The 26,899-nt window shown below is 61.0% G+C and carries 22 protein-coding genes and 1 pseudogene; 3 read left to right on the forward strand and 20 right to left on the reverse strand.

All coding sequences use genetic code 11. From position 1 onward, the window contains the following. Window position 1: 1 nt before the first annotated feature. The 8 genes from trbL to HCN50_RS20130 form a co-directional block, all read right to left on the reverse strand. Window positions 2-1,165, reverse strand: coding sequence for a P-type conjugative transfer protein TrbL (gene trbL / locus HCN50_RS20095; protein WP_171711382.1), 1,164 nt, complete (start codon window positions 1,163-1,165; stop codon window positions 2-4). 11 nt (window positions 1,166-1,176) lie between these two features. After that, the gene (gene trbJ, locus HCN50_RS20100) at window positions 1,177-1,929 is read right to left on the reverse strand and encodes a P-type conjugative transfer protein TrbJ (RefSeq protein WP_171711383.1); all 753 of its coding nucleotides are present in this window, start codon (window positions 1,927-1,929) and stop codon (window positions 1,177-1,179) included. A gap of 29 nt (window positions 1,930-1,958) precedes the next feature. After that, window positions 1,959-4,544: a conjugal transfer protein TrbE gene (gene trbE, locus HCN50_RS20105; RefSeq protein ID WP_171711384.1), complete on the reverse strand. Its 2,586-nt coding sequence runs from the start codon at window positions 4,542-4,544 to the stop codon at window positions 1,959-1,961. Further along, window positions 4,538-4,795, reverse strand: a complete 258-nt coding sequence (locus HCN50_RS20110) for a VirB3 family type IV secretion system protein (RefSeq protein ID WP_171711385.1) — start codon at window positions 4,793-4,795, stop codon at window positions 4,538-4,540. The genes trbE and HCN50_RS20110 overlap by 7 nt, the downstream gene beginning before the upstream one ends. Next, window positions 4,795-5,064 (reverse strand): TrbC/VirB2 family type IV secretion system protein, encoded by a 270-nt coding sequence (locus tag HCN50_RS20115; RefSeq protein ID WP_235977108.1) that lies wholly within the window; start codon window positions 5,062-5,064, stop codon window positions 4,795-4,797. Before HCN50_RS20115 ends, HCN50_RS20110 begins: the two co-directional genes overlap by 1 nt. Window positions 5,065-5,181: 117 nt before the next feature. Continuing rightward, window positions 5,182-6,165 carry a P-type conjugative transfer ATPase TrbB gene (gene trbB, locus HCN50_RS20120; protein WP_171711386.1) on the reverse strand — a complete coding sequence of 328 codons (984 nt, stop codon included), beginning with the start codon at window positions 6,163-6,165 and terminating at the stop codon, window positions 5,182-5,184. Beyond that, window positions 6,158-6,709, reverse strand: coding sequence for a CopG family transcriptional regulator (locus tag HCN50_RS20125; RefSeq protein WP_171711387.1), 552 nt, complete (start codon window positions 6,707-6,709; stop codon window positions 6,158-6,160). Before HCN50_RS20125 ends, trbB begins: the two co-directional genes overlap by 8 nt. Before the next feature lie 12 nt (window positions 6,710-6,721). After that, window positions 6,722-8,749 (reverse strand): conjugal transfer protein TraG, encoded by a 2,028-nt coding sequence (locus HCN50_RS20130; RefSeq protein WP_171711388.1) that lies wholly within the window; start codon window positions 8,747-8,749, stop codon window positions 6,722-6,724. A gap of 424 nt (window positions 8,750-9,173) precedes the next feature. Here HCN50_RS20130 and HCN50_RS20135 point away from each other — a divergent pair, with 424 nt between their 5' ends. Further along, on the forward strand, window positions 9,174-10,523 hold the full coding sequence (locus HCN50_RS20135) for a GSU2403 family nucleotidyltransferase fold protein (protein WP_171711389.1): 1,350 nt from the start codon (window positions 9,174-9,176) through the stop codon (window positions 10,521-10,523). Between the two features lie 8 nt (window positions 10,524-10,531). Here the strand turns inward: HCN50_RS20135 and rlxS are convergent, their stop codons facing one another. From rlxS to HCN50_RS20185, 10 genes are all read right to left on the reverse strand, one after another. Further along, window positions 10,532-12,499 (reverse strand): relaxase/mobilization nuclease RlxS, encoded by a 1,968-nt coding sequence (gene rlxS, locus HCN50_RS20140; protein WP_171711390.1) that lies wholly within the window; start codon window positions 12,497-12,499, stop codon window positions 10,532-10,534. Window positions 12,500-12,831: 332 nt separating this feature from the next. Further along, the gene (locus tag HCN50_RS20145; RefSeq protein ID WP_171711391.1) at window positions 12,832-13,371 is read right to left on the reverse strand and encodes a S26 family signal peptidase; all 540 of its coding nucleotides are present in this window, start codon (window positions 13,369-13,371) and stop codon (window positions 12,832-12,834) included. Continuing rightward, window positions 13,361-13,579 (reverse strand): helix-turn-helix domain-containing protein, encoded by a 219-nt coding sequence (locus tag HCN50_RS20150; protein ID WP_171711392.1) that lies wholly within the window; start codon window positions 13,577-13,579, stop codon window positions 13,361-13,363. Before HCN50_RS20150 ends, HCN50_RS20145 begins: the two co-directional genes overlap by 11 nt. Window positions 13,580-13,732: 153 nt before the next feature. Beyond that, entirely contained in the window at window positions 13,733-14,536 is an 804-nt protein-coding gene (locus HCN50_RS20155) for a DUF2285 domain-containing protein (protein WP_171711393.1), read from the reverse strand. A 652-nt stretch (window positions 14,537-15,188) separates the two neighbouring features. Next, a complete protein-coding gene (locus tag HCN50_RS20160; RefSeq protein WP_171711394.1) occupies window positions 15,189-15,428 on the reverse strand; it encodes a hypothetical protein in 240 nt (79 codons plus the stop codon). A gap of 169 nt (window positions 15,429-15,597) precedes the next feature. Beyond that, window positions 15,598-15,915 (reverse strand): DUF736 domain-containing protein, encoded by a 318-nt coding sequence (locus HCN50_RS20165; protein WP_171711395.1) that lies wholly within the window; start codon window positions 15,913-15,915, stop codon window positions 15,598-15,600. A gap of 728 nt (window positions 15,916-16,643) precedes the next feature. After that, entirely contained in the window at window positions 16,644-16,919 is a 276-nt protein-coding gene (locus HCN50_RS33120; protein ID WP_210264991.1) for a hypothetical protein, read from the reverse strand. Between the two features lie 170 nt (window positions 16,920-17,089). Further along, window positions 17,090-18,028, reverse strand: a complete 939-nt coding sequence (locus HCN50_RS20175; protein WP_171711396.1) for a DUF2493 domain-containing protein — start codon at window positions 18,026-18,028, stop codon at window positions 17,090-17,092. Between the two features lie 348 nt (window positions 18,029-18,376). Next, a complete protein-coding gene (locus HCN50_RS20180) occupies window positions 18,377-19,432 on the reverse strand; it encodes a DUF7146 domain-containing protein (RefSeq protein ID WP_171711397.1) in 1,056 nt (351 codons plus the stop codon). Next, window positions 19,432-20,388: an ArdC family protein gene (locus HCN50_RS20185; RefSeq protein ID WP_171711398.1), complete on the reverse strand. Its 957-nt coding sequence runs from the start codon at window positions 20,386-20,388 to the stop codon at window positions 19,432-19,434. The genes HCN50_RS20180 and HCN50_RS20185 overlap by 1 nt, the downstream gene beginning before the upstream one ends. Window positions 20,389-21,327: 939 nt before the next feature. On the opposite strand from HCN50_RS20185, the gene HCN50_RS20190 reads away from it, so the two are divergent. Continuing rightward, window positions 21,328-21,684, forward strand: a complete 357-nt coding sequence (locus tag HCN50_RS20190; RefSeq protein WP_210264992.1) for a hypothetical protein — start codon at window positions 21,328-21,330, stop codon at window positions 21,682-21,684. A gap of 517 nt (window positions 21,685-22,201) precedes the next feature. On the opposite strand, the gene HCN50_RS20195 is transcribed toward HCN50_RS20190, so the two are convergent. Continuing rightward, complete coding sequence (locus HCN50_RS20195; RefSeq protein ID WP_171711399.1) at window positions 22,202-22,399, reverse strand: hypothetical protein; 198 nt, start codon at window positions 22,397-22,399, stop codon at window positions 22,202-22,204. A 755-nt stretch (window positions 22,400-23,154) separates the two neighbouring features. Then, window positions 23,155-24,979 (reverse strand): annotated as a pseudogene (glmS, locus tag HCN50_RS20200) (glutamine--fructose-6-phosphate transaminase (isomerizing)). A 1,017-nt stretch (window positions 24,980-25,996) separates the two neighbouring features. Here glmS and HCN50_RS20205 point away from each other — a divergent pair. Beyond that, a complete protein-coding gene (locus HCN50_RS20205) occupies window positions 25,997-26,743 on the forward strand; it encodes a hypothetical protein (protein ID WP_235977064.1) in 747 nt (248 codons plus the stop codon). Window positions 26,744-26,899: the final 156 nt, after the last annotated feature.

Consider the following 26,899-nt stretch of genomic DNA (forward strand, 5'->3'; position numbering starts at 1 on the left):
CCTACTCCTCCCCCAGCTTCGGACCCGACGAATGCCCGCCCTTGTCACCCTCCTTCAGGGTGTGAGCAGCGACTTGTGCCGCTTCCCTTGCATGTCCGCGTCCTGACGGCGCCGCCGCACGCCCAGCGCCTAACGCAGCCGCCCCGTTCGTTGCGCTGCCAGCGCTCCCCCTTGAAAGCTGATCCACGGTTGCGGCTCGGGCAGACGTGCCCGCAGCCGAAGATGCTCCCGTAAGCGATGCCGCGGAGCGAACCGCCATCATTGAACCGCCTGCCGCAATGCGAAGACCGCCCGCGGCCGCCGCTCCGCCGCCGATCGCGATGGCCGCCGCACCCGCCACCGTTCCTGCTGCTGCGCCTGCGCCAAGCTGAGGCGCGCCAGAGACCAATCCCGCCGCGATTCCCGGGCCAAAGATGCCAAGCCCAAACAGCGAAAGGGCCGCAAGCAACAAGCTCATGGCCGACACGATGTCGACCGGCCGCGTCAGCGTGCTCGCGAGCTGGCCGAAGATGGTCGAGCCGATACCGATGATGATCGCAAGAACCATCACCTTCACGCCTGAGGCGACCACGTTGCCGAGCGTCTTTTCCGCGAGGAACGCGGTCTTTCCCCATAACGCGAACGGCACGAGAATGAAGCTTGCAAGCGTCGTCAGTTTGAATTCGATCAGGGTGACAAAGAGCTGCACCGAGAGGATGAAGAACGCGAGCACGATTAGGATCCAGCAAAACAGCAGGATTAGGATCGTCGGCAGGTTGGTCAGGACATCAAAGCCCGAGAACTGGCCGGTCTCCTCCAGGAGAGGATGAGCAGCCGTAAACCCGGCAGAGGCGACAAAGCCCGGCCGCGCCAGGTCGGCCGCGCTTAAGCTACCGCCGGATGCCTTCAGACCGATGCTGGAGAACGACGCGAAGACGATATCGGCGAGACTTTTGAAGTTGCCGATAATGAATGCGAAGGCGCCGACATAAAGCACCTTCTTCGCAAGCGTGACCAGGATGTGGTCGTCCGCGCGCATGCTCCAGGCAAGTCCGGCAAGCGTCAGGTCGATGCCGATCAAAGTTGAACTCAAGAATGAGACATCGCCGGACAGAAGACCAAATCCAGATTCGATGTAGCGCGAGAAGGTCTCGGTAAAGCGGTCAATGACGGAGAGATCAGCCATGGCGCCCTCACCTACTTGCCGCTGGTGTAGGCATGGCCATCACCGATGAAGCGGGTAAATCGCTCCTTTGCGGCGGCTGACGACGCCTGCTGTTCAGCGGCGCGCAACGTGTCCGCGCGCGCTTGGGTTGCCATGAGCGCCTGGGTCTGCAACGATTGCTTGATCTGCAGCGCAAGCAATTCGTTGCCAGACTGTTGGGCTTGTAGCGAGCCGACCGCAGAGGACGAATTCGCCATCAGTGTTCGAAGCGTCTGGCCGTCCTGATCCAAGCCACTTACAATGGCGGATTGAACGGTGAGCGACTGCTTCAGTCCATCGTAGCTATTGTCCCAACGCGCTGTCGCGTCCTGCACCATCTTGTCCGACGAGACGGCCGCTGCGTATTCGCGAGGGTAAAACCGCCCAAAATCCTGCTGCGTCTTCTGAACGTCGAACGAGATGTTCTTTGCCTGACTGATCAGGCCATTCATCTGATTGATCGTCGAGGAGAGCTGGCCGATGACGCTTGTGGGCAAGCTCGTGAGGTTCTTGGCCTGATTGAGCAACGACTGCGCCTGGTTTTGAAGGCTTCTGACCTGATTGTTGATCTGCTCAAGCGTACGAGCAGCCGTCAGGAGATTCTGGCTGTAGTTCGATGGATCGAAGACGACAACTTGCGCCCCCAGCCGGTGGGACCCGTTCAGCGCAATGACGAGGGACAGCGCTACAATTGCGCTCGCTTTTAGCGTCTGGCATGCGACGGGCGTGCCAAAGATCTTCAGCATGGATAGCTCCTCAGATGTTAGGATTGGGGTCAGGCTTTCTGGGCCTGTTCGAAGGTGCTGATCAGGTTCGCGGCCCAGTGCAGGTCTCGTTCGGCGAGATAGCGCTTGGCAAAATGATGGGGCCCCGAGCGGGACAGAACCGCGTCGATGGCACGCTGATCCTCAGGCGAGGATGCCGCGACGATCGCGAGCGCCACCGGTCCGAGGCCTAACTCGAACAGGCGGTTGCCGGCGCGGGACTGCAGATAGTAGTCGCGCTTGGGAAACGCCTCCGCGATCAACCGAACTTGCGTGTCGTTCAAGCCGAACCGGCGATAGGTCTCGGTCTGGGTCGGCTCCAGCGCACGTGGATTCGGCAGAAAAATCCTGCTTGGACAGGATTCGATGATCGCAGGCGCAATCTGGCTGTCCGCGATATCGGAAAGCGACTGGGTCGCAAAAATGACCGAGACGTTCTTCTTGCGCAGCGTCTTCAGCCATTCACGAATGCGGCTCGAGAACAGCGGATCGTCCAGAAACACCCAGGCTTCATCCAGCACCAGCAAGGTGGGCCGGCCGTCAAAGCGGTCCTCCAGGGTGTGGAAGAGATAGGTCAGAACCGGCGCCACCAGGCCGGGCAACGCCATTAGCTCTTCCATCTCGAAGGTCAGCACGTCCGCACCGGAAAGACGGTCGGCGTCAGCATCCAGGAACCGACCGTAGGGTCCTTCGAGCGTGTAAGGCTGTAGGGCCTGCCGTAGCGCGTCGCGGGCAAGCAGCGCGACGAGCCCGGTCATTGTTCGCTGCGGGACGGGCGCCGAACCGAGGCTCCTCAGCGCCGCCCACAGCGCCTCCTTGACTTCGGGCGTTACGGTCACGCGCTCATGGGCGAGCACGCCGCAAAGCCAGTCGAGAGCCCAAAGCCTCGCTCCCTCCTCCGCGACATCCTTGAGCGGCTGGAATGCAATGCCGCCCTTGGCGCCCAGTTCATACCAGGCTCCTGATAACGCGAGCGTGGTAGCCCGTGCCGACCGACCCTTGTCAAACGTGATCAATTGGGCGTTGGGATAGCGCCGGAATTGAAGGGCGAGCATCGAAAGCAGGACTGACTTGCCCGCCCCGGTAGGACCAACAATGATGGTATGTCCGACGTCGCCGGCGTGGAGCGACAACCGGAACGGGGTCGCGCCCTTGGTCTTGGCGATCAGAAGTGGCGGTCCATCGAGATGCTCGCACCGTTCGGGTCCGGCCCAAACCGCCGACAATGGGCACATGTGGGCGAGGTTCAACGTATGAATGATGGGCTGGCGGATGTTGGCATAAGCTTGCCCCGGCAGCCCGCCGAGCCAGGCCTCAACCGCATTGACGCTCTCGCGGATGGCCGTGAACCCGCGGCTATTGATCACCCGTTCGACCGCGCGGATCTTCTCCTCCGCTTGATGCGAATCCTCGTCGCTTACGGTAACCGTCGTCGTGATGTAGCCGAAGGCAACCAGATCGTCGCCGAGCTCCGAGAGCGCCGCGTCGGCGTCGAGAGCCTTGTTGCTGGCGTCGGTGTCGAGCAGCGCCGCCTGCTCGTTGAACATGACCTCCTTCAGGATCGCACCGAGCGACTTCCGCTTAGCAAACCACTGCCGCCGGTAACGTGACAGCGTCGCGTTTGCCTGCGTGCGATCAAGCGGAATGAACCGGGTTGCCCAGCGGTAGGCAACGCCAAGCCGGTTCAGTTCGTCGAGCAGGCCCGGAAAGGTAACGTGCGGAAACCCGAGGACGGTGAGCGCACGCAGATGGCTCCGCCCGATGGCCGGGGACAATCCGCCAGTTAGCGGCTCATCACTCAGGAAACAATCGAGATAGGCTGGAGTCTTGGGAACGCGGACCGGATGGCGCTTGGTCGAGACGCAGCTATGAAGATAGGTGAGCGTCTCCGCATCGTTGAGGGGCCAGATCTCGGGCAAGACCGACGAGAGCAGATCGATCGTCCGGTCGGTTTCCTGGATGAACCGTTGGAGGTGATCCCGGTAGCCCTGCTCGCTTCTCTCAGGCCTTTGGCCATCGATATCGGCATCGGGAATGTCGAGCAGCGTTGCGCTCTCGCGTCGATCGGCATCGGCAGCCGATCGATCCCGACGAATCCACCGATCTCTTCTGGCCGCGCGATCTTTCTCTTTCGGACGCTCAAGAAACAGACTCTCAAGGCGCGAGATCCTCTCGGCCGGCGGCAAGTACATCAGGGTCAGATGCAGCACACTTTCAAAATGCTGCCCGCCGGGACGTGACGGGTCCTCCCATGCAACGCCGGCGGGGCCTTCGAAACCGGCGCGTCGTTCCTCATCGATCAGCCAGGACACCGGATCCGGAAACTCCGACCGCGGGTATTCGGAGGCTGGGATGCGCGTGGCATCAAAGAAGAGAGCCCAGCCTGAGCCGAAACGCTTCAGAACGTTATTGACGCGCGACGCCACGCTCATCAGCTCGGCCTCGGTTGCACTGTCGAGGTCCGGCCCGCGGTAGCGTATCGTCCGCTGAAAGCTGCCATCCTTGTTCAGGATGACGCCTGGAGCGACCAGGCATGCCCATGGCAGCCAATCAGCCAGCCGATAAGCATTGCCGCGGAATTCTCTCAAGTTCAGCATGCGAGCCGCCCTTTGTGCTTGGTGTGACGGATGGCGACCTCGACGAAGGCCGGATCGCGTTTTGCGAGCCAAACGGCCGCGCTGTGGCCGATGACCCAGAGGACGAGGCCCGCCAGCCAAAGCCGCAGGCCGAGCGCCAGCACGGCTGACAGAGTCCCGATCAGGATGGCGGCGGCACGCGGGGCACCGCCGATCAGGATGGGCTCAGTCAACGAGCGGTGGAGAACAAGTTCAAAACCATCGGGACGCATCAGATCAGTGCTCCGCCGCCGAACGAGAAGAACGAAAGGAAGAAGGAGCTTGCGGCGAAGGCGATCGAGAGACCGAACACGACCTGGATCATCTTGCGGAATCCTCCGGAGGTGTCGCCGAAGGCAAGCGATATGCCGGTCACCGTGATGATGATGACGGCGACGATCTTGGCGACGGGCCCTTGGACGGATTCCAGGACGCGCTCGAGCGGGGCTTCCCATGGCATGCCCGAACCAGCGGCGTGTGCCGCCGTGACACTGAGGAGCATGCAAGTCGAGGCCACGCCGAGCTCGACCAGAGGCAAACCGCCGACCGAACAGAAGCCGCGAAGGCGCGAACGCACGTTTAGACGCAGTCGAATAGACATGTTGCAGTCTCCTTAAGGTCAGGGGCGATGGGCGGTGTTCGGAAGTCCGGGCGGGGTCTCGAGCAGGTAGTCGCCCGACGGATCGAGGCCTTTGAGCTCGGCGACGGCCTCAATGCGCCGCGCGGGTCCCCGTCCCTTGATGAAGACGATCAGGTCGATCGCCTCGGCAATGAGCCGGCGTGGCACGGTTGCGACCGCCTCCTGAATGAGTTGCTCAATCCGATACAGCGCAGCTCGTGCCGAGTTGGCGTGGACGGTGGCAATTCCGCCGGGATGGCCCGTATTCCAGGCCTTCAGCATGTCGAGGGCTTCGGCGCCTCTGACCTCGCCGACGATGATGCGGTCGGGCCGCAAACGCAGCGTGGAGCGCACCAGATCGGCAAGGCTTGCCACACCCGGCTTGGTGCGGAGCGTCACGGCGTCCTTGGCATCACAGCGCAGCTCGCGGGTGTCTTCGATGATGACCACCCGCTCTTCGAGGCCGGCGATCTCCGCAAGAAGCGCATTGGCGAGCGTCGTTTTGCCCGAGCCGGTGCCCCCGGCGATCAGGATGCTGCGCGCTTCGGTGACCGCCGATGTCAGCACCTTTGCCATCAATGGCGAGGCGATCTGCGCCTTGACGTAGTCGGACAGTCGGAACGTGGTCGTTGCGGGTTTGCGGATCGCAAAGCATGGCGCGAGCGAGACGGGTGGCAAGACGCCTTCAAAGCGCTCACCAGTCTCAGGGAGCTCCGCCGAGATGATGGGAGACGAACCGCTCGCTTCCGCCCGCACGTGGCTCGCAACAAGCCGGATGATCCGCTCCGACTCCTGCGGCGTCAGAACGACGCCGGTGTCAGCGCGGCCTGTCCCGTGCCGATCAAGCCAAAGCCTCCCATCGGGATTGACCATGACCTCGACGACATCAGGCTCTTCCAGAGCAAGCGCGATCGCGGGTCCCATCGCGGTCCGCAGCATGCCGCGGCGTCGTTCGCGAGTCTCTGGCGAGAGGAGATCAGACATTGCCGACCTCCTCTCGCCCTGCCGGAGAACGCTCCGGCGGCTCACCCGTCGCGTTCGGCGCGCGGGATCCTGTATCGGCAGTTTGGGCAGCGCCCAGAGGGGCGCCCTCCTCTAGGTTCCGCATGAAGAGATCCGGTTTCGAGGCGCTGACGCGGTCCATGACGTCGGCGACTAGCCGGCCACCGGAGGCGACGCGTTTGCCGACCTGGGCGACAAACATCTCGAACCGCTCCCGGCCCAGCGCACGCGCGGCGTCCTGATCTTGCGAGGGCAGCGGCGGGGTGATGGTCAGGTAGTAGCGGATGAACAGCGCGATGGTCTCCGCCAGGACGCTCACGTCGCGGTCGGCGCGTTCCAGTTGCCGGCTCATCCGGTCCAACCTTCGGATCAGCGCCGCATCGCCGCTCGTGTCCCGCTCGGGGTTGAGAAAGCGATCAAGCGCGGCATCGACAATGGCCGATTTGTTGGCCCCGGGGCGCTTGGCTGCGAGCTCAAGCCGCTCTGCCACGCTGTCGGAGACATAGGCCGATAGTTTGGGTTTCATCGGGGATGCTCTTCAGAACGAGGGAAGAAGATCGTCGTCGTCGCGGGTGACCGCATGGGCTCGGCGCACGTTGCTTGACGCGCTTGCTGCCTGCTGCATCTGGCTGCGGTCGGCGGCGATGTCGGCCTCGTCGTCGAGCAATCGCTCCTCGAAGGCGCGAGGCTCGTTCACAGCCGGTGAGGCCTCGTCGAACAACGCCAGTTTCTGCTTGAGACCACCCTCCTCGCCGCCGGTCTGCATGAGTTCGCGATAAGGCAGGGTCGCAAGGCGAAGGTCGGTGGTGCGCACTTCGCCGCGCCAATCGTCAGTGCGAGCCACCGGCCGATCAGCATATTCGTCGCCCACCAAAGTTGGCGGCTTGCGCAGACGACTGACGAAGTTTGCGTCTTCATAGTGCCGCAGCTTGATCGCCCGGACCGGTGCCAGCCCCGAAACCAGCACGATGGCTTGGTCGGGAGGCAGCTGCATCACTTCGCCTGGCGTCAGCAACGGACGCGCGGTCTCCTGACGGCTGACCATGACATGGCCAAGCCAGGGAGCCAGCCGGTGACCGGCATAGTTGCGCTGTGCGCGTAGTTCCGTCGCGGTGCCCAGCGCGTCCGAGATCCGCTTGGCCGTGCGCTCGTCATTGGCGGCAAAAGCAATGCGGACGTGGCAATTGTCCAGGATCGCGTTGTTCTCGCCGTACGCCTTGGCGATCTGGTTGAGCGACTGCGCGATCAGGTAGGCGCGGATGCCATAGCCGGCCATGAAGGCGAGCGCGCTTTCGAAGAAGTCGAGCCGGCCGAGAGCAGGAAACTCATCCAGCATCATCAGGAGCTGGCGATGCCTGCGGTCGCCTGCCTTGGTGTTCAGCGTCTCAGTCAGCCGGCGGCCGATCTGGTTGAGGATCAACCTGATCAGCGGCTTGGTCCGGCTGATGTCCGATGGCGGAACGACGAGATAGAGCGTGACCGGCTTGTCGGCACTCACGAGATCGGCGATGCGCCAGTCGCAGCTCTCGGTGTTTCGGCTGACGATGGGGTCGCGATAGAGGCCGAGAAAGCTCACGGCGGTCGACAGGACGCCAGAGCGTTCGTTTTCGGACTTGTTGAGCAGCTCTCGCGCAGTCGCGGCGACGACCGGGTGTACCTTCGGCTCGGCCTCGGTGCCAAGATGATTGGTGGCCAGCATGATCCTGAGCGTCTTCTCAAAGGACTGCGCAGGGTCGGCCAGGATCTCGGTGACCCGGGTGAGCGTCTTTTTCTCTTCCGCATAAAGGACGTGAAGAATGACACCGACCAGAAGCGAATGACTGGTCTTTTCCCAATGGGTTCGGCGTTCGAGCGCCCCTTCGGGATCGACCAGGATGTCGGCAATGTTCTGGACGTCGCGGACTTCGGCCGCCCCTTTGCGCACCTCAAGCAGCGGATTGTAGCGAGCGCTTCTTGGATCGGTCGGATTGAACAGGAGGCAATGCGAGAACGTCGAACGCCAACCGGAGGTCAATTCCCAGTTTTCGCCCTTGATGTCGTGGACCACCGCAGACGAGGTCCAGGACAGCAATGTGGGCAGCACCAGTCCCACGCCCTTTCCCGACCGGGTCGGAGCAAAGCACATGACGTGTTCCGGTCCATCATGGCGCAGATAGTTGTTCTCGAGCCGCCCCAGGAACACGCCCTTCGACGCGAACAGGCCAGCGGTCTTGATTTCGTTCCGCGTAGCCCATCGAGCCGAACCGTAAGTCGTCACCAGTTGGCTTTGGCGGGCGCGCCACACCGAATTGACGATCGCAAACATCGCCCCTGCAATGCCGCCGACTGCGGCGATGGCTCCTCCCTCCTCGAAGATCTCGGGCGCATAGGCCTCGTAGGCAAACCACCATTCGAACAGCCGCCAGGGCAGATAGACCGGATAGCTGACGATCAAGAACCAGGGCTCACCCAGCTGCTGCTGGTAGCCGAGAGCCGCGGCGGTCCATTGCGTCGCGCCCCAGGTCGACGCGACAACGATGCCGAGGACGACGGCAATCTGACCGACATAGATTTTTGCTGGAAACATCCGGCTCGCCCCACCCACTCACCCCACGTGAGCGGCGCGATGAAAGGGGCGAATGCGCTTAGCGTTCAATCGAAATAAAAATCGCGTCCGGGAAGCGAGAGCAATGTCGATGAGGCGTGCGAGAGGTGAGAAGGATCTGCGTCAAATCTCGGCCGAGATGACCCAACGCCTCAACAAAGGGTGAGTGACCAGCTCAATTTGGATGATCCTTCGCGGACAGCGGCGCGCCGAACGCAGGTTGCCAAGGTCAGGGGCGGAACCAGCCAAACAACGCAATTGATGGGCCAGGCGCGCCGATTCGGCACGAAATCACGGTTAATTCCTGTTATACTCACGTCGCGAAGTGAGTATAAACCCGCTGGACGCCCGGTTCGACGCCAATTATACTCAATCCGCAAGCTGAGTATAAACTCGGGAAACGACCATGCCTGCCCCCACCCTCGTCGCCCAGACGACCTATGCCGAGCTCCTTGAGCGCACCGCCAACGCCGCCTTTCAGGATGCGTTCGCGGCCGCCGGCTCGTTCACGGCCAAGAGCATCAATGGCCGCAAATATTGGTACTTCCAGACCGGTACCGGCGCCGAGCGGTCTCAGCGCTATGTCGGGCCGGAAACGCCGGAACTCCTGGAGCGCATCGCCCATCACAAGGAAATTCGCGAGGACGAACGCGAGCGCCGGGCGCTTGTGTCCACCCTGGTCCGCTCGTTCAGTTTTCCCCGTCCCATTCCCGAGATCGGCGACGTCATCGCAGCACTTGCCAAGGCTGGCGTGTTTCGCCTTCGCGGCGTGCTCGTCGGAACGATCGCCTACCAAACATATGCTGCCATGCTTGGCGTTCGCCTGTCCGCCGGCTCGCTCCAGACCGGCGACGTCGACATTGCCCAGTTCAAGAATGTCTCGGTGGCGGTCCAGGATTCCACGCCGCCCGTTCTGGACGTGCTGAAGGAAGTCGACAAATCATTTCGTGCCGTCCCTCACGTATCTGATGGCCGGCGCGTGACGAGCTACGCCGCCAAAGGCGGCTTGCGCGTCGACTTTCTCACGCCCCACGAAGGCAACGAGACGGGCCGTCCCCAAAAGCTACCTGCCCTGAACACGGACGCCCAGCCGCTTCGTTTTTTGGATTTCCTGATCCGCGATCCTGAGCCCGCGGTCATCCTGCATGGCGCCGGCGTCTACGTGCATGTACCCGCTCCGGCGCGTTATGCCGTCCACAAGCTCATCATCTCTCGCCGGCGTCCGGAGGGGTTTGCAAAACGCGACAAGGACCTGCAGCAGGCAGAGGCCTTGCTCGCGGTTCTCGCCGAAAAGCGGCCCCAGGAGCTGAAGTCTGCTTGGGACGAGGGCCATGGCCGCGGTTCCAAATGGCGCCAATTGATGCTCGAAGGGCTGGCTTTGCTTGCTGGCTCCGTTCGTGATGTGGTGCTCAAAACCATTGGCGCGCCTCGCTCGGTCATTGCAGGCATCGATCTTTCCTTCGACAATCCGCCTGCTCGCTATGACTTCAGCCGCGACGTCGTGACCTTCCAGGGCCAGGCACTCGGCGGCGCGGTCAACTGCGCGGTCAGCCGCGAGGCGCTGGACGACCATTTCGGTGCCGACGGTCTCGGGCAAGAAGGTCGGCTGCAAGCGTTCCTCAAGAACAGGTCGAGCATCGAGGAGATCGCTCGCGCCAAATATCTCTCCTCGCCGGTCGACGAGCCCAGCACCGTCCTGGTCAAGACATCCGACGTCGATCATTTTTCGATACAACGAGCGTCCAAACGGAAGTAAGTCCTTCGTCACCGTCCAATCCCGCGCTTGATTCCGATCGACCAGGATATGCCCTCCCCGCCGACCTGACCGGTGACCAACTGTCCACGGGCTCGCTCCAGCACCGGCCGCCAGGGTACGAGCACGAACTCGTGGGATCGCTCGATCAAAGCGAACCGTCCGCTGTTCAACGTCAGCACACGCCGGTAGATGCCGTCGATCTTGTCGCCGGACTTGGCATCAACGTGTTCAAGGCCGGTGCGCGCGGATATATCCGCAGCGGTCCGCGCCAGCTCGCGTGCCTCGAGGGTCTCGAGCATGTTCCGCGCAAAACGCGTCTGGCCACCCTCCTCTCGCGCCAGCCCCTGCTCGATCAGCCATTGGCGCCTCGTTCGCAACGCCGTCTCGACTTCCGCGCCAAAGCCGGTCGACGCGAGTTCAGCCGGCTCCTTCCCAACGAGCTTACGATCGAGCCAGGTTGCACCCAACGCCTGCGGCAGATCCTCCAGCCTTTGCCATGAGAGCACCGCGACCCGCACCGGACTACGCGATTGCTGGAGTTTCTCGTACCGAAGCGCCCGGTCGAAATAGTCCCGCCCCACGCTCCAGCTGCCGTCGGCAAGACGGCTTACCAGCCCTTGGCGCCGCATCGCCTCCAGGCGCCGCACGTGCGATCCGACATATTCGCCGGATGCCTTCGGATCGAATTCTCGATGCAGACGATCGCTGTAAATACCGTCATGCATGTTGGCTATCTCTGCGATCGTCCGGTCGGTTGCGCGCGGTTCGGCAACGCGCGATCTGAGCTCCAGAATCGTGTTCCGGACAGGTGGCTCCTCATTGGCACCGAGGGTACCGAGCTCGGCATAGTGCGTTCGGCCGTCCACCCCATCGATGACGACATAGCGGCGTTCCGTCAGTTCGTCAGCAAACCCTTCGCCAACGACCCGCCCGACCAGGCTATGAACGCCTCGTTCCGGATCAAAGATCGTGTAGTCACCGGCCGCCCGTGCAATTCCCGCAGCGGCCATCTCACGGTGCATGGTCTTGATGATGTCGCCCCGCTCCCCCATGCGTCTGAGCTTTGGCTCGAGCTCGGCGTCGATCCGCCACCGGCCGGGCTCATTCTCCTCTGCCAAGCCCATGCGCTCCAACGTTCGCAGCCGTCCGATCCGCGCCGTTTGCCAGAAGGGTTCCCGTCCTGACAGCGCACCCAGCTCAAGAACTCCGCCTTGAGCATCTCGCAGGATGCTCCGGTCAAGCCGCGTGAGCCGCTCGGCCGTGATCTCCTGCTGAAGCTTGCGAGCGATCTCGATCTCTGTTTCAGGGCCGAGCTCTCGCGTGATGAGCTCGGCCGCCCGCGCTCGAAAGCCGTGAGCGATGTAGTCGCGCGCGATGACGAGGTCGTTTCCATCGCCGTCCTTGCCACGCAAGACGATGTGCGTATGGGGATGGCCGGTGTTGAAATGATCGGCAGCAACCCAGTCGAGCCTGGTGCCGAGGTCCTGCTCCATCTGCCGCATGAGGTCGCGGACGAACGGCTTCAGGTCGGCCAGCTCTGCGCTGTCCTCCGGCGCCAGGATAAACCGGAACTGATGGCGATCCCCCGTGCTGCGTTCCGTAAAGGCTTTGCTATCGGCGCGATCATTGCTGGCGTCGTAAAGCTCCCCTGGCTCGCCTTCGCGCGTGACACCGTCGCGTTGGACGTAACGGAGGTGGGCTCGCACGGCACTTAAGTCACCTGACTTGATCCGCACGATCCGGGCCTTGACCACGACACGGCGCTGGCCCTGGCTTCTTCCGCGCCCGGCCAACACCGCACCTTGCGCGTGGCCGCGGCCGATGCGGCCGCCGCGAAACGACGAACCCGCTCGCGCACCGGCGCCAGCCTTCGCCGCCTCATGGCGGACGCGTCGAAGATAGCTGGTCGCCCTTCTGGCTCTGCGGTTGCCAATCCGCCCGAGCTTCACTTCGAATTCGTCGTCGATCTCTCGCATGGCATGCATCCGCCGTTGGGAGAAGCTGCCGATATGTGAAGCCGACGAGCGCGCGCCAAGACGAAGACGCAATAGGCAAGTCGGCCATTGCGTTGGATCGAACCTGGTGACAATAAAGATCCGGAGAGCGCTAAACCTTGGATGTGCAGACAGCGACTTAGGCGCTCCGTGGCGCCAGTGCTTTTATCTTGCCCTCCCGCTTCGCTGTCCGTTGATCTCAATGGAAGAGCTTGCTTCACCGCAGCTTCGAGATGTGCCCGAACGAAGGCTCAGCGGCATACCAGGGAAAGGTGCGCGCCCTTTCTGACACGCACGATCGCTGTCATGGAACTTCAAATATCTGGATTCCAGGTCCAGAGCGGATGCGCCACGCCTAGGACGTCGCAGCGTAGCACCGGGCCGAAGTATCGCGAGTCGAACGAATGAGGGTGCGGCTGCAGCAGGAAAAATTCTCCTTCAACAAGCCGCAAGCAGCCTTCCCAGGTTGGCAGGGGCCGTCCCCCTCGATCGTTTTGAAGCACCTCTACAATGACCTTTCCATTAACCAAGATTGATTCGATCGGTGCTCTGGCGCGGCACACTTCATCGCCGCCGGCCGCAGCCACCTGCTTCAGAAGGGGTACGGGCCGCGGCAAAACGCCATGCGCGATGATCAAAAGCTCAATAACCGGCGGCGGTCTGAACAGCGCCAGTTCACCGTGCGCGGGCAGCCGTTGCTCCAGATAGTAGAAGCCGAGTGGCGCGCTGCCCGAGGCGTTGTAGATCAAAAGCGGCATCCCGTTCGCGAAGGAAATCAGCACTGCGATGATGCTGGCGCACATGGCCGAGAGCACGGCCAGTTGGCGCCAGCGACTTGCGCGATCAATCAGCATCGGAGGTTGACCTCCGCTTATTGGCTTGCGAATATTCGATGAGGTCTTCGATGTGGTAGCGGACATAGCGTCCGTGCTTGCGGTAGGCGGGCCCTCTGCCGTTCACCCGCATTTTTTCAAGGGTATTCTTGGTGAGGCGCAGCCAGGCAGCAGCCTCTACTGTATTGAGAAACGGCTTATCGGACCCTGTGTCGTCACACTTCGTCATTTCCGACGCTCCTTGTCAACCACCTCGTCAAGCACGAGGCGTGAGAAGAAGCGTCGTCACATTGGCCATCTGATTGGGAGTGGCGAATGCGGCATGGTCTGTTTCGCCATCCTGCAAAAGCAAATCTCGTCAAGCAGCCGCGACAAGAAGCGGCTAGCTCAGGAGATCGCGATAGCCGCCCTTCATCAATTCGGTTCCCTTGGCAACAAGCCGTCGCGTGCGATCCTTCAAGTATTGACTATGCCCGTACCATTCCTCCGCAACTTTTTTCTCCCCGAAGATCGTGATTGCGATCTGGCGGTAGGTCTTGCCCTCCAGGCTTTCATCGAGCGCGATCAGGGCGTGATGCATACGTTCGTCGCTTGCGAATGGCGGCGTTTGTATCGGCCTCTGGACAGGGTCGGTGAAACGCTTCAGGCGCTTCAGAAGCTCGATTTGCGCGGAGAGGTCGCCGAGGCCATGGAGCTCAAAGACCGGCGCAAATGCCGCAGTCAGGGCATGAAGACCGCGGATTTCGAGGGGGACATAAACGCCCGCTCCCTTCACCAACACCAACGGGACCTCGTCGACACCGATGACCGCCATTCGATTGAACTTAAAGTCCGCAAGCGTAGACGGGGGCGTGTTTTCGTTCCCATTTTGTCTTTGGGTGTTGAGGCGGATCACCCGCTTCAGGGCATCGACGTGCCAGAACACCGGTGCCTGCCGGGCGCATAGCGCGGGGTCGGCAAAGGCATAAAGTCCCCATCGTTCGGCGCGAGGAAAGCGTCGCCGCAGCCGCAACAGCCACGTCCCATCGCTAAGTCTGATGTACGGCAGACGTCGGGGAACGGAGCCTCGCCACTCGGCGATATAGTCTTTGTTCCGGCGCAAGAACTCCCACGCCCAGTCGCATGCGTCGTAGCCCGCCGGATCAAGGCGAGCGACGCCATCGCGCGCACGGCGGTGCGAAGACATGACGGGATGATTCAGGGCCTGCCCCAAGCTAGAAAGCACTTCGGAGCGCTGATCGTTTCGGCCAAATGGGGCAACAGAACGGCCCAGCGGGTAATTTCGGGCGCCGATTGCATCAGTCCGCCAGAGTCGAGATCATGCCCGCGCAAGTTTCTGCTAGTGTCTTTGCGGATCGCCCAACACCGGATCACGTAATGCCAATCGGCCCTGGTTGCGAGAATCCTTCTCTCGCCCCCGTGCTGGCCCCACGGCAGACACTCGAACGCGGTAGCCTCGCGAACAAGACGTCTCAATGTCAATCTTGCATATTCTGTGGTACGCTTTCTCGTGTGCGGGCCGATTCCGGTCTGCGCAGTAAGCGATCTCATTTGAGATTTAACGGAGGGGCATATGGCCAAGAAAGCGAAGAAGGCGAAGAAGACCACCGTGAAAAAGGCCAAAAAGAAGAAGATGAAGAAGTAAGTCTTCAACGACCTTCTGCTCGTTCCTAGCAAGATGTCTGCTGCGGCAACGTTTGCAATAGTCGACCTCGCTTTGGTCTGAATGGATCGATCAATGGTTGGGCCGGACCGCATGGCGCCTTGGGCACTGTGCAGTCCGGCCCTAAGATTCTTACAGCCTTTCTGGCAGCTCTGTCCTGAGTTGGCCGGCGCCTCTAATGCATTCCATTCATCACCGTCACGACCTTCGATAGCAGGACGCCGGTCGAGGTGAGCGCGGCAAGGCTGATAATCATTTGCGCCAGGCAAGTGCGCTTAAGCGTCACCGTTTCTGGCTCGGGAAACAACATGAACGGACTCGCCATCGTCAGCTCCGTGAAGTGGTGAACGCGCTTGTAGTGGCCGAGAAATAGGGTGAGTCGCGCCGATCGCGATGCAGTATATTTGTTGCCCATAAGGTTGACTCTTCACCGACTCGGCTGCGGCAAACTTGGGGGAACGAATTGAGATGCCGTGCCGAATCGGTTGGCCTAAGTTCAGGTAAACAAAAGATTAACGGCTTCCGTCGCGCGGCTAAAAGGGCCCCGCCCGAGTGGGTCGGGCGGGGCTTCGGAGGAGAGAACCTTAGTCGCCGTTCTTCCGCGGCCGCGACCAGAGCAGGGTATGACCTTCGTCTTCATCCTCGAACAGGTTCGCGTAGATCGGCGCGTTGAACGAAGGATCATCGAGCTTGAGCGAAAGGTAGTCGCGGCCCTCCTCTGACCGCTTCGACCAGGCTGCCCCGATCTCGGCCCGGCCGACATAGACGCGGTGGCTGGGCGCGTTCTCGTTGGCGCGATTGGGCTCGGCGACGATGCGAACGCCCTTCGCTTGCACGCTCAGCGTGACGATCTCGCCCTGAAAATCGTTGCCGATCTTCTTAAAGGAACCGATGTTAGCCATGTCACTTCTCCTTGAGTTTTCGAGCCCGCGACCACCGCGGCCTCGATGGTGATCGAGAGGCCGAATGACGATCGGCGACGCACCCGCTCGCGGGCCGGAGCGTAGCGGAGGACGCTAGCCGGAAGACTTTCTTGGCTCGCGAGGAATGGGCGTCAGCCCAGGGGAAGAAAGTCTTAACGGCGGCGTTGCGGCTCAGACGATCGAGGCGGAGCCGGTCTTCGGCCAGATCAGCCATCAAGAGGCAAGGTGCGTCCGTGCGCTGAACAGCCTTAAGGAGACGGGGCGGCGGACGTCGGTCGTCCTGTACAAGAGATCGATTGGGTCAGGCGAAGAAAGGAAAACAACCTGCGGGAAAAGTCGGGCGTCGGCGCCCCGAAACAGCCGTTAGAGAACGCCCGCCCCGACACTAACAGAGTTGCCGATGATTGGCATAATGGCCGTGTAGTGCTCTGAGGAGACCACCCCTCCCTGCGATGCCGATCATTGGCGATCTCGACGCGCCTAATGATTGAGGAGAACCCTGGGCGCCGAGCCGAAGGGCTATAGCCGTGCTAGCCGCGAGAACTGGTTGACGTTCGGTTCGCCCTGCCCTGACTGACTGCAGCGGGCCAAGCTCGGCCAAGACGGTCATGCGCGCCCGCCCCGTGTCACCGATGAAGATCGAACCGATGCAGCCAAGGATCTCGTGCCAGCGCGGGGATGGCACTCCAACATAGGATATCCGAGAATCACATAATAACGGCAACGGCGGCCGAAATGGTAAAGACTGCCGCGATGGCTGCGCGCAAGACAAATGACCGCGCGGTGGCAAAGGTGATCTGACCAATGAGGGGCATCATCGCGGCGGGAGCGATGCCGACGAGCAACGCGCCGATGGCGCCCGCACTATGAAATACCATCACGCCGGCAGTGAACCTAACCAGGAATGAAAGGGAGTCTACAGCGAGAGCAAAGATCTGAGCAGAATAGACCGACGCGAAGGTATTGAGGAAGTCCGAGAGCAATTCGCGCCTTCCACGATCACCTGGACGCGAGGTTACTCAAGCCGGAACTAGTTAGAGGTGCGGCTCACCGTCTAACCACATTCGAGGTGGCGAATGTGCTCGGGGCGCAATTGCGTCGGTTACGACGCTTGCCCCATGCAGGGAGATTTCGAAATCGGCATGGACGGCGCTCACGCGCCGCCATCCCCAAACTTCCAGACCGGGATACCGAGTCGTTTCGCCTTGTCGGCGAGATTGCTCTGGATGCCAGTGCCGGGGAAGACCATGACGCCGATCGGCAAGATCTCCAGCATCGCGTCATTGCGCTTGAACGGTGCGGCCTTGGCGTGCTTGGTCCAGTCGGGCTTGAAAGCAATCTGGGGCACCTTGCGATTGGTCGCCCATTTGGCGGCGATCAGTTCGGCGCCTTTCGGCGAGCCGCCATGCAGCAGCACCATGTCAGGATGCTTAGCGTGGACCTTGTCAAGTCGATCCCAGACCAGATGATGGTCATTGAAGTCGAGCCCACCGGTTAGGGCAATTTTGGGGCCGGCCGGCAGCAACAGTTCGGTCTCCGCCCGGTGTTTGGCGGCGAGGAAATCCCTGGAGTCGATCATCGCCGCAGTAAGCTTGCGATGATTGACCAGCGATCCAGAGCGAGGACGCCAGGGCGAGCCGGTATGGACCTGAAAGCGCTCGATGGATTGATCGCGGAAGAGCTCCATGCAGTTGCGACGTTCGACCAGCGTGATGCCTTCGGCCGTGAGCCGCTCGAGTTCGACCGATCTGATTTCCGAGCCGTCCTGCTCACGCTGGCTCTTCCGCTGTGCTTGCTCGTTGGCGTCGAGCTCGCGCTCGATGCGCTCTGTTGCACGGTGGAACAGGTTGACCGTCGACCAGAGCAGGTCATCGAGATCCGGCTCGAGGCGAGTGTCGCTTAGGGTTGCGACGAGGGCGTCGAACATATCGGCGACAGCACCCGCGATCATCTTGCCTTCGGGAAGCGGCCTCGGGTCTGGCTCGTCGTTCAAAGGACGGTAGCCAAAGAGCTGAAGTTCGCTAATTACGTGATCAATCGGGGATGAGCCCTGCGTTGGTTCGAAATCGAGGTCGTTGAGATCGGATGTCATGGTCGAGGTCCTTTGCCCGGATCGGCCGCGCCCATCGCGGCTTCGTGGCGATCACCTGACAGCGGGCGGAACGGATCAGAACCCGAAGCGAAGCGAAGGGCCGTAGCGACAGCGGAGGATGGCGAAGTCCGGCTATTTTGTTTCGCGATGCAAAGGGGCGTGGCCGGGCCCCCCGCGAAGCTTTCTTCGCGGGGTGAACACCGCCGGCGGAAAATAGCCGGGCGCAGCCATTGCCGGTCCGTTCCGATTGCTGTCCGATCGCCCTCTAGAAGGCCAGGGCGCGGCCTCTCCTGGGCACCATGGACCTCCCATCGATCTGCCGTGACGACGGCGCCAGCAATGCCGGCTTTAACTCTCCTCCGCCATCACCAAGAAGCGGGTGACGTCCTGCGGCGCGAGCTGAATGCGCATGGCCGCTCGAAGCTCGTGGATGCCGAACGTGCGGAGATCCTCATTAAAATCTCCCAACCGAGGAGACAAAGCGATCGCCACGATACCAGCAGCCTCTGAGCGCTGCCTGAGGGCGGCCGTCGCTGCGTCTCCCGCCGCATCCGCATCCCGGACGATGTAGAGGCGACGCAGCGTCGGCGGGAGCAGCATGGCAGCTAGGTGATTGGCCGATAGTGCGGCGACCATTGGCAAGGTAGGCAGTGCGTAGCGCAGCGACAGGATGGTTTCGATCCCTTCGCCCGCGACAAGCACATCATTCGCCGTACCGAAACGAACTGCGTTGCCGAGCAGATCGCCCATTGCCCTTCGTGGTGTGTCGATCGGCGCCTTGCCGAGCCGGATCGGGTCAAAACCCTCAGGATTAAGCCAGGTCCGGTGCGCGCCTGTTATCCGGCCGTCGAGATCGGTGACGCGGGCAATCATTGCAGGCCAAATCTCGGTCCGCGCGTCCTCATCCGGCCGATAGTAGCAGCGTGGGTGGAAGCGCAGGCTCGCTCCATAGTGCAACTCGAAAATGGCGCGTCCGCGCAAATATGCCTCCACGAGGGTCCCCTCGATCGGCCGAGATATCGCGAACAGCCGCCGCGCCGCTTCCGGTGATCCTGCCTTTACTGTAGCGTGGACGGGCTTCGTTGGGAGATCCGGGTGCGGCCGAGGCAGCTTAAGGAAGCGCGTTGCTTCGTCCACGACATCGCGGAATTCTATGAAGCCGCAGGTTTCGCGGATGATGTCGAGGAGATCACCATGTTCGCCCGTGGCGGCGTCGGTCCATTTGCCCGCAGGTCCCTTCGGAGATTTCTGTAACCGCACGAACATCGAGCGACCTGGCGTGTTGCGGACGTCGCCGACCAGCCAGTAGCGCCCCACGCGCCGACCATTGGAGAGATAGTGGTGGCACACCGCCTCGGCCTCGCGCGCGAGGCGGTGTGCCAGTTCGGAAGCATCGAACAGCATCAGGCGGCCTCGCCGTGGGCAGGCTCTTCCGCCGGGCTCAAGGCGAGATCAGGCAAGAACGCGAGCAGATAATCCGCGACTTTGCTGGCCTGCGAAGCGGCGCGGACGATTGCGCGATTGTCTTCGCCGAGCACCTCAAGCCACGAACCAATGTAGTTCGCATGCCGCACGGTCGGCACGATGCCGAGGGAAGCACAGCAGAATGCGGCGGATATCTCCGCGATGATTTCCTCGAAGGCGTATTTCTTGGTGCCGTAACTTCCGGATAGATCCCGGTTGAGCCGAGAGGAATGGCCGCTGGCATGAGCCAGCTCGTGCAGAGCCGTGCGGTGCCAATTGATCGGCTCAAAGTAGGCGGCCGGAAATGGCACCTGAACGTAGTCCTCAGAGGGACAATAGAAAGCTCGGTCACCGCCGATCCGAAGATCGATGCCGCTGGCACTAATCAGCGCTTCGACTTGTGGCTCGATCATGTGAGGTAACGGGAGAGGCGCCGTCGTCGACACCTTGGCTGGCAGCCCGTCACATTGGTCGGTATTGAACACCGTAAAACGTTTCAGAAAGGGAATCGCTTTGGTTTCGTCGGCCGCCTCAATCGCCCGCTTCCTCTCCTCTTCGGGCACGAAGCGGTCAGCATAGACGACGGTCGTTCCTCGCTCTCCTTTGCGGACGTGGCCACCCAGAGACAATGCCTGCCGGAAGGTGAGCCAGCTCTGGCCGGAGAAGCCCCGCTCGACCACAGCGCCCCATAGGATCAGGATGTTAATGCCGCTATATCGCCGATGTGTTGCTGCATTGTGAGGCATGGCAAGCGGCGCCTTCGCCGCGGCCGTTCCCCACGGCTGTACCCAGGGCACACACCCCGCCTCTAGCTCGGCAATGAGTCTATTCGTGATCTCGTCATAAAAATTGGCCCGGCCGGGGCTGCTCTGCGAAACTTGATTGTGCCTGGACATCGCGGTTCTCCGCGACGGGCACCGCGAGCCTCTCTCGCGGCTACAAACCCGTCACGGCAATCCAGGCCGCCACTCTTGCCTCTGGAGGTCTCCTCGTCTCGGCCGTCTCGGTGGTCTGGACACTGAATGCGATCCAGAGTCCCATCCTTCTCAAAGCCCAGGTCGTGGCTAGACGGGTCGTTGCTGACCTCCCAGGTGACCATCCTGGCGCTGCCGCTTACCGCGATCACTCTGCTGGGCGCGGGACCCGCAGACCGGCTGCTAGTGGCTTGCGGTTGGGTGCCGTACCTGGTGGCGGGCCCGTTCGCCGGCGTCACCGTGGATCGCCCCCGCACCGGTCAATCCTGTTGATCGCCGTCTTGGTCATGGCGGCAACGCTGGCCTGAATTCCGCTGCTGGCCGGCCTCGGACACCTCGGAATGATCCAGCTGTGTACGGCGACGGAGCTGGTCGGGTGGTGGCGGTGAACGCCGAGATGACCTATCCGGTGTGCGTACCAACGCTGGTGGACCGGACTCGGCTGGGTCCAGGCGGAGAATTTGTTGGAGCTCAGCCAAGCGAGCGCGTTGGCAAGTCGGCGCGGAGAACGCGCTCGCCAGCCAGCCGGCCAGGAACGGCCCGCTTGCAGAATCGGGGTGCCGAACACAGTGGTTAGCCTTCGGCCATATGGCCGAGTAGCTGGGTCGAGCCGCCCGCTGCGCGCGAGGGCGAACGCAGCGGCACGAGCGTCAGCAACGCAGCACCGGGCAGGAAACAGGCCCAGTCGGCAGGATCACACAGGCAGTCACGTTGGCGACTGGCACCTTCATCTTTTGGTACAACGCATATTCGGCGGTCTTCCTGCTGCACGAAAGATCTGGGTTTGGAGGGCGGGACTTTCGGCATGGTGCTCGGCATCGGTGCACCTGTGGCGTCGTCGGCGCAGTCACCGCACCGTGAGTGGGACGCGCGATCGGCCTCGGGCCGGTGCTGATGGCAGCGCTGGCGCTCAGCGCTGGAAGGATGCCTGGCTGCCTTCTCACCCGGCCGTGGTGGTCCGCGGTAATGTGCGTCGCACTGTCTCAGTTCCTGCTGTCGGTTGGCCAGGAGATTTACAACGTGCAGCAGGGGCCGGGTGAACGCGAGCATCCGGAGCGTGATGTGGGGGCTGGCGCCACTAGCTCGCTGGTCGTCGGCGCGGCGGGTGCCGCATTGGGCCTCTGTGCCACGTTGCTGGCCAGCAGCGTGCTTGACGCGGCGGCGGTGCTGTGGATCTGGTGGTCGCCGCTGCGCCACACGCACAGTTTGCGTCTCTGACCAGCAGACGGGACCGCTTATGAAGATCAAAACACTGGACGAGCTTGGCCTCGGCCTGCACCGCTGGCTCGGTGGCGGATCAACGTGCCCGATCCTGACGGAATCGGTGCGGCCGCTTGCGCTTTAAGCAGCCGGCCCCTCTCGCCATACTTGCACGTCGCCAGGATGGGCAGGACGGCAGATCTTCTGTGCGGACGAATGGACTTAAGCAGTTCGCATTGATCAGAGCAACTCCGATTGGTTTGAGACCCGTGCGATTATGTCCGCAGACTCGCCGATGCCAGCTGTGCAAGCGGGCCACAGCCGTGCGAGACTCCGATCCGCGCCCTTTTCGCAGAAGCCGCGATGATGACGCGCAGAACAACCTGAGAGCTCTGCTCTAAAAATCAGACTCCCGCTCAATGGCTTGGCCAGCTCTTCACGGACGACCGCCGGTGACCAAGCCATAGAGGGACACCTTGTGCGGCTCGGAGCTAGTCCGGCCGCTCGCGCACCAAGAGAACCTTTCGATGAGTACCTAAGCTCGCGGAAGCGATACCTCTTCTCGATTCATAGTCTGCGCATCGTAAATTCCGACCTGAAGCATTGGAAAGCGCTTCTTCAGATCTTCTGCCCCTGCCTTTGCTCCGACTTTGGTCATAAATTCGGCTTTCAATCGGCCATCCACTTCGAGCGCGTAGCCTGACGTGGGGAGTTTGTGGGCGGCAGCAACCATTTCGTGTCTCGTCTCGCATCAGGACTGTGGAGGACAATAGCCTACCGTGAGTCGCTCAAATCGCGCTAGGCGGCAGAATGACTGTCTGTGAATCGTTACGAAGCGGCAATTTATGAACAACCTGGCCTTCCGACCTTAGATAGTCGGGGAATTCCCTGGTTTCTTCGCAGAGATAAGAACGATGGATGCCACAACTTCCAGCGTGGATCGCGGCACTTGTAAGAGGAATTGCCCAGGGTGGATACCGATCATGCACATCGCAGATATCGAACATGGCCGCCGCCGATGGGAAACAGCCAGCGATGGCGCGCTCGGGCCCACACTAAAAGCGCCAAGGTCAGGAAGCTTGGCGCGACGAACATGAGTAAGAGCTCAAGAACCGAATTTGCAGTGGGACCTGGACGGCTATTTCGCCGAAGTCGCGCGCTGGCCAGCCCGATCAGGAGCGCCCGGCCGTGGTATTAGCCGACTAATTCAAGCGGACCTTTAGTTACCGATGCACCAGACAAGGTCCCTATAGATCGAGCCTTCTGAGAATGCCGGTCCGGGAGCTGAGCTCCAGTTGTACGTTTGAAGCCATTATCACGTTTCGAGATGCGAACCACTCATGTCCAAGGCGACACGGACGCACGCAGCAACTACGAGCGGCATCAACATGGATGGGAGAGAAATTGAGGATCTGCTCGGGTTTGGCTTCCACAGGACGGACATAAACACAGCCCATAGTTGCCACCCGCGACTTGGGCATTGCCCGCCTATTCTACGGTTACCGATTTCGCGAGATTGCGTGGCTGATCGACGTCCGCTCCCATTAAGACAGCGGTATGGTAGGCCAAGAGCTGCACCGCAATGGCATAGATCATGGGTGTAAAGGTTGCAGCCACGTCTGGCAGCACAATGGTCACGAGCGAATCCACCGTCGCTTCCGAAGCCCCTGTCGCATCGGTCATCAGGATGATGTTGCCACCACGAGCGGCGACTTCCTGCATGTTTGAGACGGTTTTTTCGAAAACCCGGTCGTAAGGAGCGATCACCACCACCGGCATGCTCTCGTCGATCAGCGCAATCGGGCCGTGCTTGAGCTCGCCGGCGGCATAGCCTTCGGCGTGAATATAGGAGACTTCCTTCAGTTTGAGCGCGCCTTCCAGCGCCAGGGGAAACGACGTGCCGCGGCCGAGATAGAGCACAGCGCGCGATTTGGCGATATCGCGCGCGAGCTTCTCGATCTGCGGTTCGATCGCGAACGCCTCAGCGATCAGTCGCGGAACTTCGATCAGCTCACCCACGAGCTTCAATTCATCGATGTCGGACAATTCTCCGCGCCCTTTGCCTGCGGCGATCGCAAGGGCGGCCATCACCATCAGCTGACAAGTGAAAGCTTTGGTCGAGGCGACGCCGATTTCCGGGCCCGCCAGTGTCGGCAGCACGGTTTTGCTCTCGCGCGCAATCGTGGACGTCGGTACGTTGACCACGGAAATCGTGTGCAGACCCTGCGCCTTGGCGTAGCGCAACGCGGCCAGTGTGTCGGCGGTCTCGCCCGACTGCGAGATGACGATCGCGAGATCCCCCTTGCGCAAAGGCGCCTCGCGGTAGCGGAGTTCGGAGGCGACATCGATCTCGACCGGTATACGCGCCAGCCGCTCGAACCAATACTTGGCGACGTGCCCGGCGTAGCTTGCGGTACCGCAAGCGGTGATCAAGATGCGCCTAATATCATTGAAATCGAATGGCAGTTCGAACGGCAGCGCGATGCGCTTGGCGGCCATGTCAACATAACGCGCCAGCGTCTGCCCGACCACTTCCGGCTGTTCGTAAATTTCCTTGGCCATGAAGTGGCGATAATTCGCCTTGTCTACCAGGAGCGATGAGGCGCCGGACTTCAGCGTTTCCCGGTTGGCAACGGCGCCTTTCGAATCATAGATGACGCAGATCGCACGGGTAAGTACGGCCCAGTCACCGTCTTCAAGATACGTGATTGTATCGGAAGGGCGCGAGCGCGATAGCATCCGATCCCAAATACATTTCGCCGTCGCCGTACCCGATCGCGAGCGGCGAACCCCTGCGAGCGCCGATCATGAGATCGTTATGACCTTTGAACAGGAATGCCAGCGCGAACGCGCCGCGCAGCCGCGGCAGCAACGTTTTCACTGCGTCCTGCGGTGAGTAGCCATTCTTTAGATAGGATTCGACGAGATGCGCCACCACCTCGGTATCAGTCTCCGAGGCGAAGTTAGCGCCATTCTGCTCTAGCTCAGCGCGGAGCTCGCGGAAATTTTCGATGATCCCGTTATGGACGACGGCGACATTGTCCGTCATATGCGGATGGGCATTGCGCTCGGTCGGTTTGCCATGAGTGGCCCAGCGCGTATGACCGATACCTGTATGACCCGATAGCAGATCGCCGTGTAGCCGCGCCTCGAGATTTTTCAGCTTGCCTTCGGCACGCCGCCGCTCGAGATGGTCGCCTTCAACCGTCGCGACGCCTGCGGAGTCGTAGCCACGATATTCCAGTCGTTTGAGTGACTCGACCAGCTGCCCCGCCACTGGGCCGCGCCCCAGGATGCCGACAATCCCGCACATGCCGATCAATGCCCTCCAGCCTCAAGGAAATCATCTTCAAAACCGCAGAAACTTCTTAACCAAATTCACTGGTCTGAAGGTACTCAATAGTCATCGCGGATGGCGACATCGTTAGCGGTTCAACTCTGGAATTAGCTGTCGGAGCAATTAGTCTCGCCGCATGCACACGCGTGAGCTAGGTCTTAGAAGTTTCAACCATCATCGGTTCGCCCAGGGCCGCTTTGGCGAGCACGATCAAATGCCAGTAGGAAGCGGCAGCGAGCGCAGCAAACGAACTGAGGGTTTCGAGGTGAGCCAAATATCCAGGCGCGAGTCCATGGTCCCGTGCGACAGCGAGCGATGGCGCAAACAGACTCTTTGTCCGGTAGCGAAGATAGCAATCGTAGTCGCAATAGGGCTCATTTTTGGAGGTATCTCGCTGGTAGCGTGATCCCAGGGATCGACGACACTCGAGGCAAATCGACGGACCGCGTGCCGTCCTGCGATAGAACTTCATAATCGTCGGTGACCTCATCTTGCTTCCGTGCGCCGAGGGCCATTCAGGACGCTCGGGTTCGATTCTTGACGAGACTAAAACGATTGCGATTGATGGCTCAATTCTACGTAAGTAAGCCTTCGATATTGAAACGGTTTCAAAAGCTATACGAAAGTTTGTAATCCGCCACTCTTCCGTTACTACTGATGTCAGCGGTCCGCCTTGGATACTTGCGGGAGCGCCCGCCGAGCAATTGACGTGAGCGGTTCGTGAAAAAAGCCATGCGACGCTGTCCTCGACAGTACACTCGGATTCGTATTGGTGATCGAGTTGGTTGAGATCGATGACGAACCGCGCTGGGCTTCTATTGAGCCCATTAAGGCGACGCTTCAGGCTAGTCTGAAGGAGTGCGGCCTGGAATTGCATCCCACCAAAACAAGGAGGCGACAGCATCTGTGTGTAGCTAATATGCTTTGCGAGCGTTCGGGAAGAAAAATGCTTCTGCCAGACCGCTCGTACCGTTCGTGATTCGGAGGAATCGGATGATCACGCCGGTTCGACGGAATTGGAGTCCCAAAGAATTGTTCAATGCTCTGACGCCGGTGATGTTCACCGCGGAGCCATCAGTTCTGCACACACGTTGGAAAAAGTTGTGGCCAGAACTGTATACTGAATATGACGCGAGGCATCTGAAAAAGGAGTTGTCCGTCCGCAACTTGATCGCTACCGAGGAGGCTGCGGCATTCTTTGATGCCTGGGCCAGGGACGAGGAGCGTCACGCCGAGGGCTTTATACAGATCATGGAGCTCGTCGCTGATGGATCAGAAAAGGATCTTTGGGAGCGATTGGACGCTCGATCCCACAATTTTGGTGCGATTAATGAATACCTGAAAGACGAATTCTCTGTGATGGTTATGATAGCCTTTGATGAAATGTGCACCTGCCATGCCTATGCTGCGGATAAGAGTTTCTATGCAGGACTTGGGAGCGATAGATTCGTTCGTTGGCTAAGGGAAGTGACTGCCGACGAGGCAGTTCACTCGATGAACGCGGTTAACGTTATCCGCGCCCGATACTCCGATCGCATCGGCGAAGTCGGCACAATCCTCGACGGCCTCACCAGCGGTGTCGCCGATGAGTCAGACTACGGCGGGACCTTCGTTCTGGATTATTTCGGCGAGAAGTACACGAAGGAGATGCTAGCTAACTGCCGCGCTGCAATCCTGAGAAATATTGCCAAGCCGCTCACGACTGGAGAGCGAGACGGACGGAGCGGTCGGCCAAGTTGAACTTAACGCCTTCCGCAGCGCCGCGGAGTGATACCGCGGGCGTCCAGCTTGCTCCTCGTCGAACATGGCGCGCAGCGGGACAACCAACGTGCCCATGCGATTGAACTGCGACTTTCCTTAGGGACCGTCGACGACGGTCGGCCCTCGTCGCCTCTG

The sequence above is a fragment of the Bradyrhizobium archetypum genome (assembly GCF_013114835.1).
Taxonomy (GTDB): domain Bacteria; phylum Pseudomonadota; class Alphaproteobacteria; order Rhizobiales; family Xanthobacteraceae; genus Bradyrhizobium; species Bradyrhizobium archetypum.

Coding starts and splice junctions, on each gene's coding strand:
- trbL (WP_171711382.1), bottom strand. CDS start 1,165: ATGGCTGATCTCTCCGTCATTGACCGCTTTACCGAGACCTTCTCGCGC.
- trbJ (WP_171711383.1), bottom strand. CDS start 1,929: ATGCTGAAGATCTTTGGCACGCCCGTCGCATGCCAGACGCTAAAAGCG.
- trbE (WP_171711384.1), bottom strand. CDS start 4,544: ATGCTGAACTTGAGAGAATTCCGCGGCAATGCTTATCGGCTGGCTGAT.
- HCN50_RS20110 (WP_171711385.1), bottom strand. CDS start 4,795: ATGCGTCCCGATGGTTTTGAACTTGTTCTCCACCGCTCGTTGACTGAG.
- HCN50_RS20115 (WP_235977108.1), bottom strand. CDS start 5,064: ATGCTCCTCAGTGTCACGGCGGCACACGCCGCTGGTTCGGGCATGCCA.
- trbB (WP_171711386.1), bottom strand. CDS start 6,165: ATGTCTGATCTCCTCTCGCCAGAGACTCGCGAACGACGCCGCGGCATG.
- HCN50_RS20125 (WP_171711387.1), bottom strand. CDS start 6,709: ATGAAACCCAAACTATCGGCCTATGTCTCCGACAGCGTGGCAGAGCGG.
- HCN50_RS20130 (WP_171711388.1), bottom strand. CDS start 8,749: ATGTTTCCAGCAAAAATCTATGTCGGTCAGATTGCCGTCGTCCTCGGC.
- HCN50_RS20135 (WP_171711389.1), top strand. CDS start 9,174: ATGCCTGCCCCCACCCTCGTCGCCCAGACGACCTATGCCGAGCTCCTT.
- rlxS (WP_171711390.1), bottom strand. CDS start 12,499: ATGCGAGAGATCGACGACGAATTCGAAGTGAAGCTCGGGCGGATTGGC.
- HCN50_RS20145 (WP_171711391.1), bottom strand. CDS start 13,371: ATGCTGATTGATCGCGCAAGTCGCTGGCGCCAACTGGCCGTGCTCTCG.
- HCN50_RS20150 (WP_171711392.1), bottom strand. CDS start 13,579: ATGACGAAGTGTGACGACACAGGGTCCGATAAGCCGTTTCTCAATACA.
- HCN50_RS20155 (WP_171711393.1), bottom strand. CDS start 14,536: ATGTCTTCGCACCGCCGTGCGCGCGATGGCGTCGCTCGCCTTGATCCG.
- HCN50_RS20160 (WP_171711394.1), bottom strand. CDS start 15,428: ATGGGCAACAAATATACTGCATCGCGATCGGCGCGACTCACCCTATTT.
- HCN50_RS20165 (WP_171711395.1), bottom strand. CDS start 15,915: ATGGCTAACATCGGTTCCTTTAAGAAGATCGGCAACGATTTTCAGGGC.
- HCN50_RS20175 (WP_171711396.1), bottom strand. CDS start 18,028: ATGACATCCGATCTCAACGACCTCGATTTCGAACCAACGCAGGGCTCA.
- HCN50_RS20180 (WP_171711397.1), bottom strand. CDS start 19,432: ATGCTGTTCGATGCTTCCGAACTGGCACACCGCCTCGCGCGCGAGGCC.
- HCN50_RS20185 (WP_171711398.1), bottom strand. CDS start 20,388: ATGTCCAGGCACAATCAAGTTTCGCAGAGCAGCCCCGGCCGGGCCAAT.
- HCN50_RS20195 (WP_171711399.1), bottom strand. CDS start 22,399: ATGGTTGCTGCCGCCCACAAACTCCCCACGTCAGGCTACGCGCTCGAA.
- HCN50_RS20205 (WP_235977064.1), top strand. CDS start 25,997: ATGATCACGCCGGTTCGACGGAATTGGAGTCCCAAAGAATTGTTCAAT.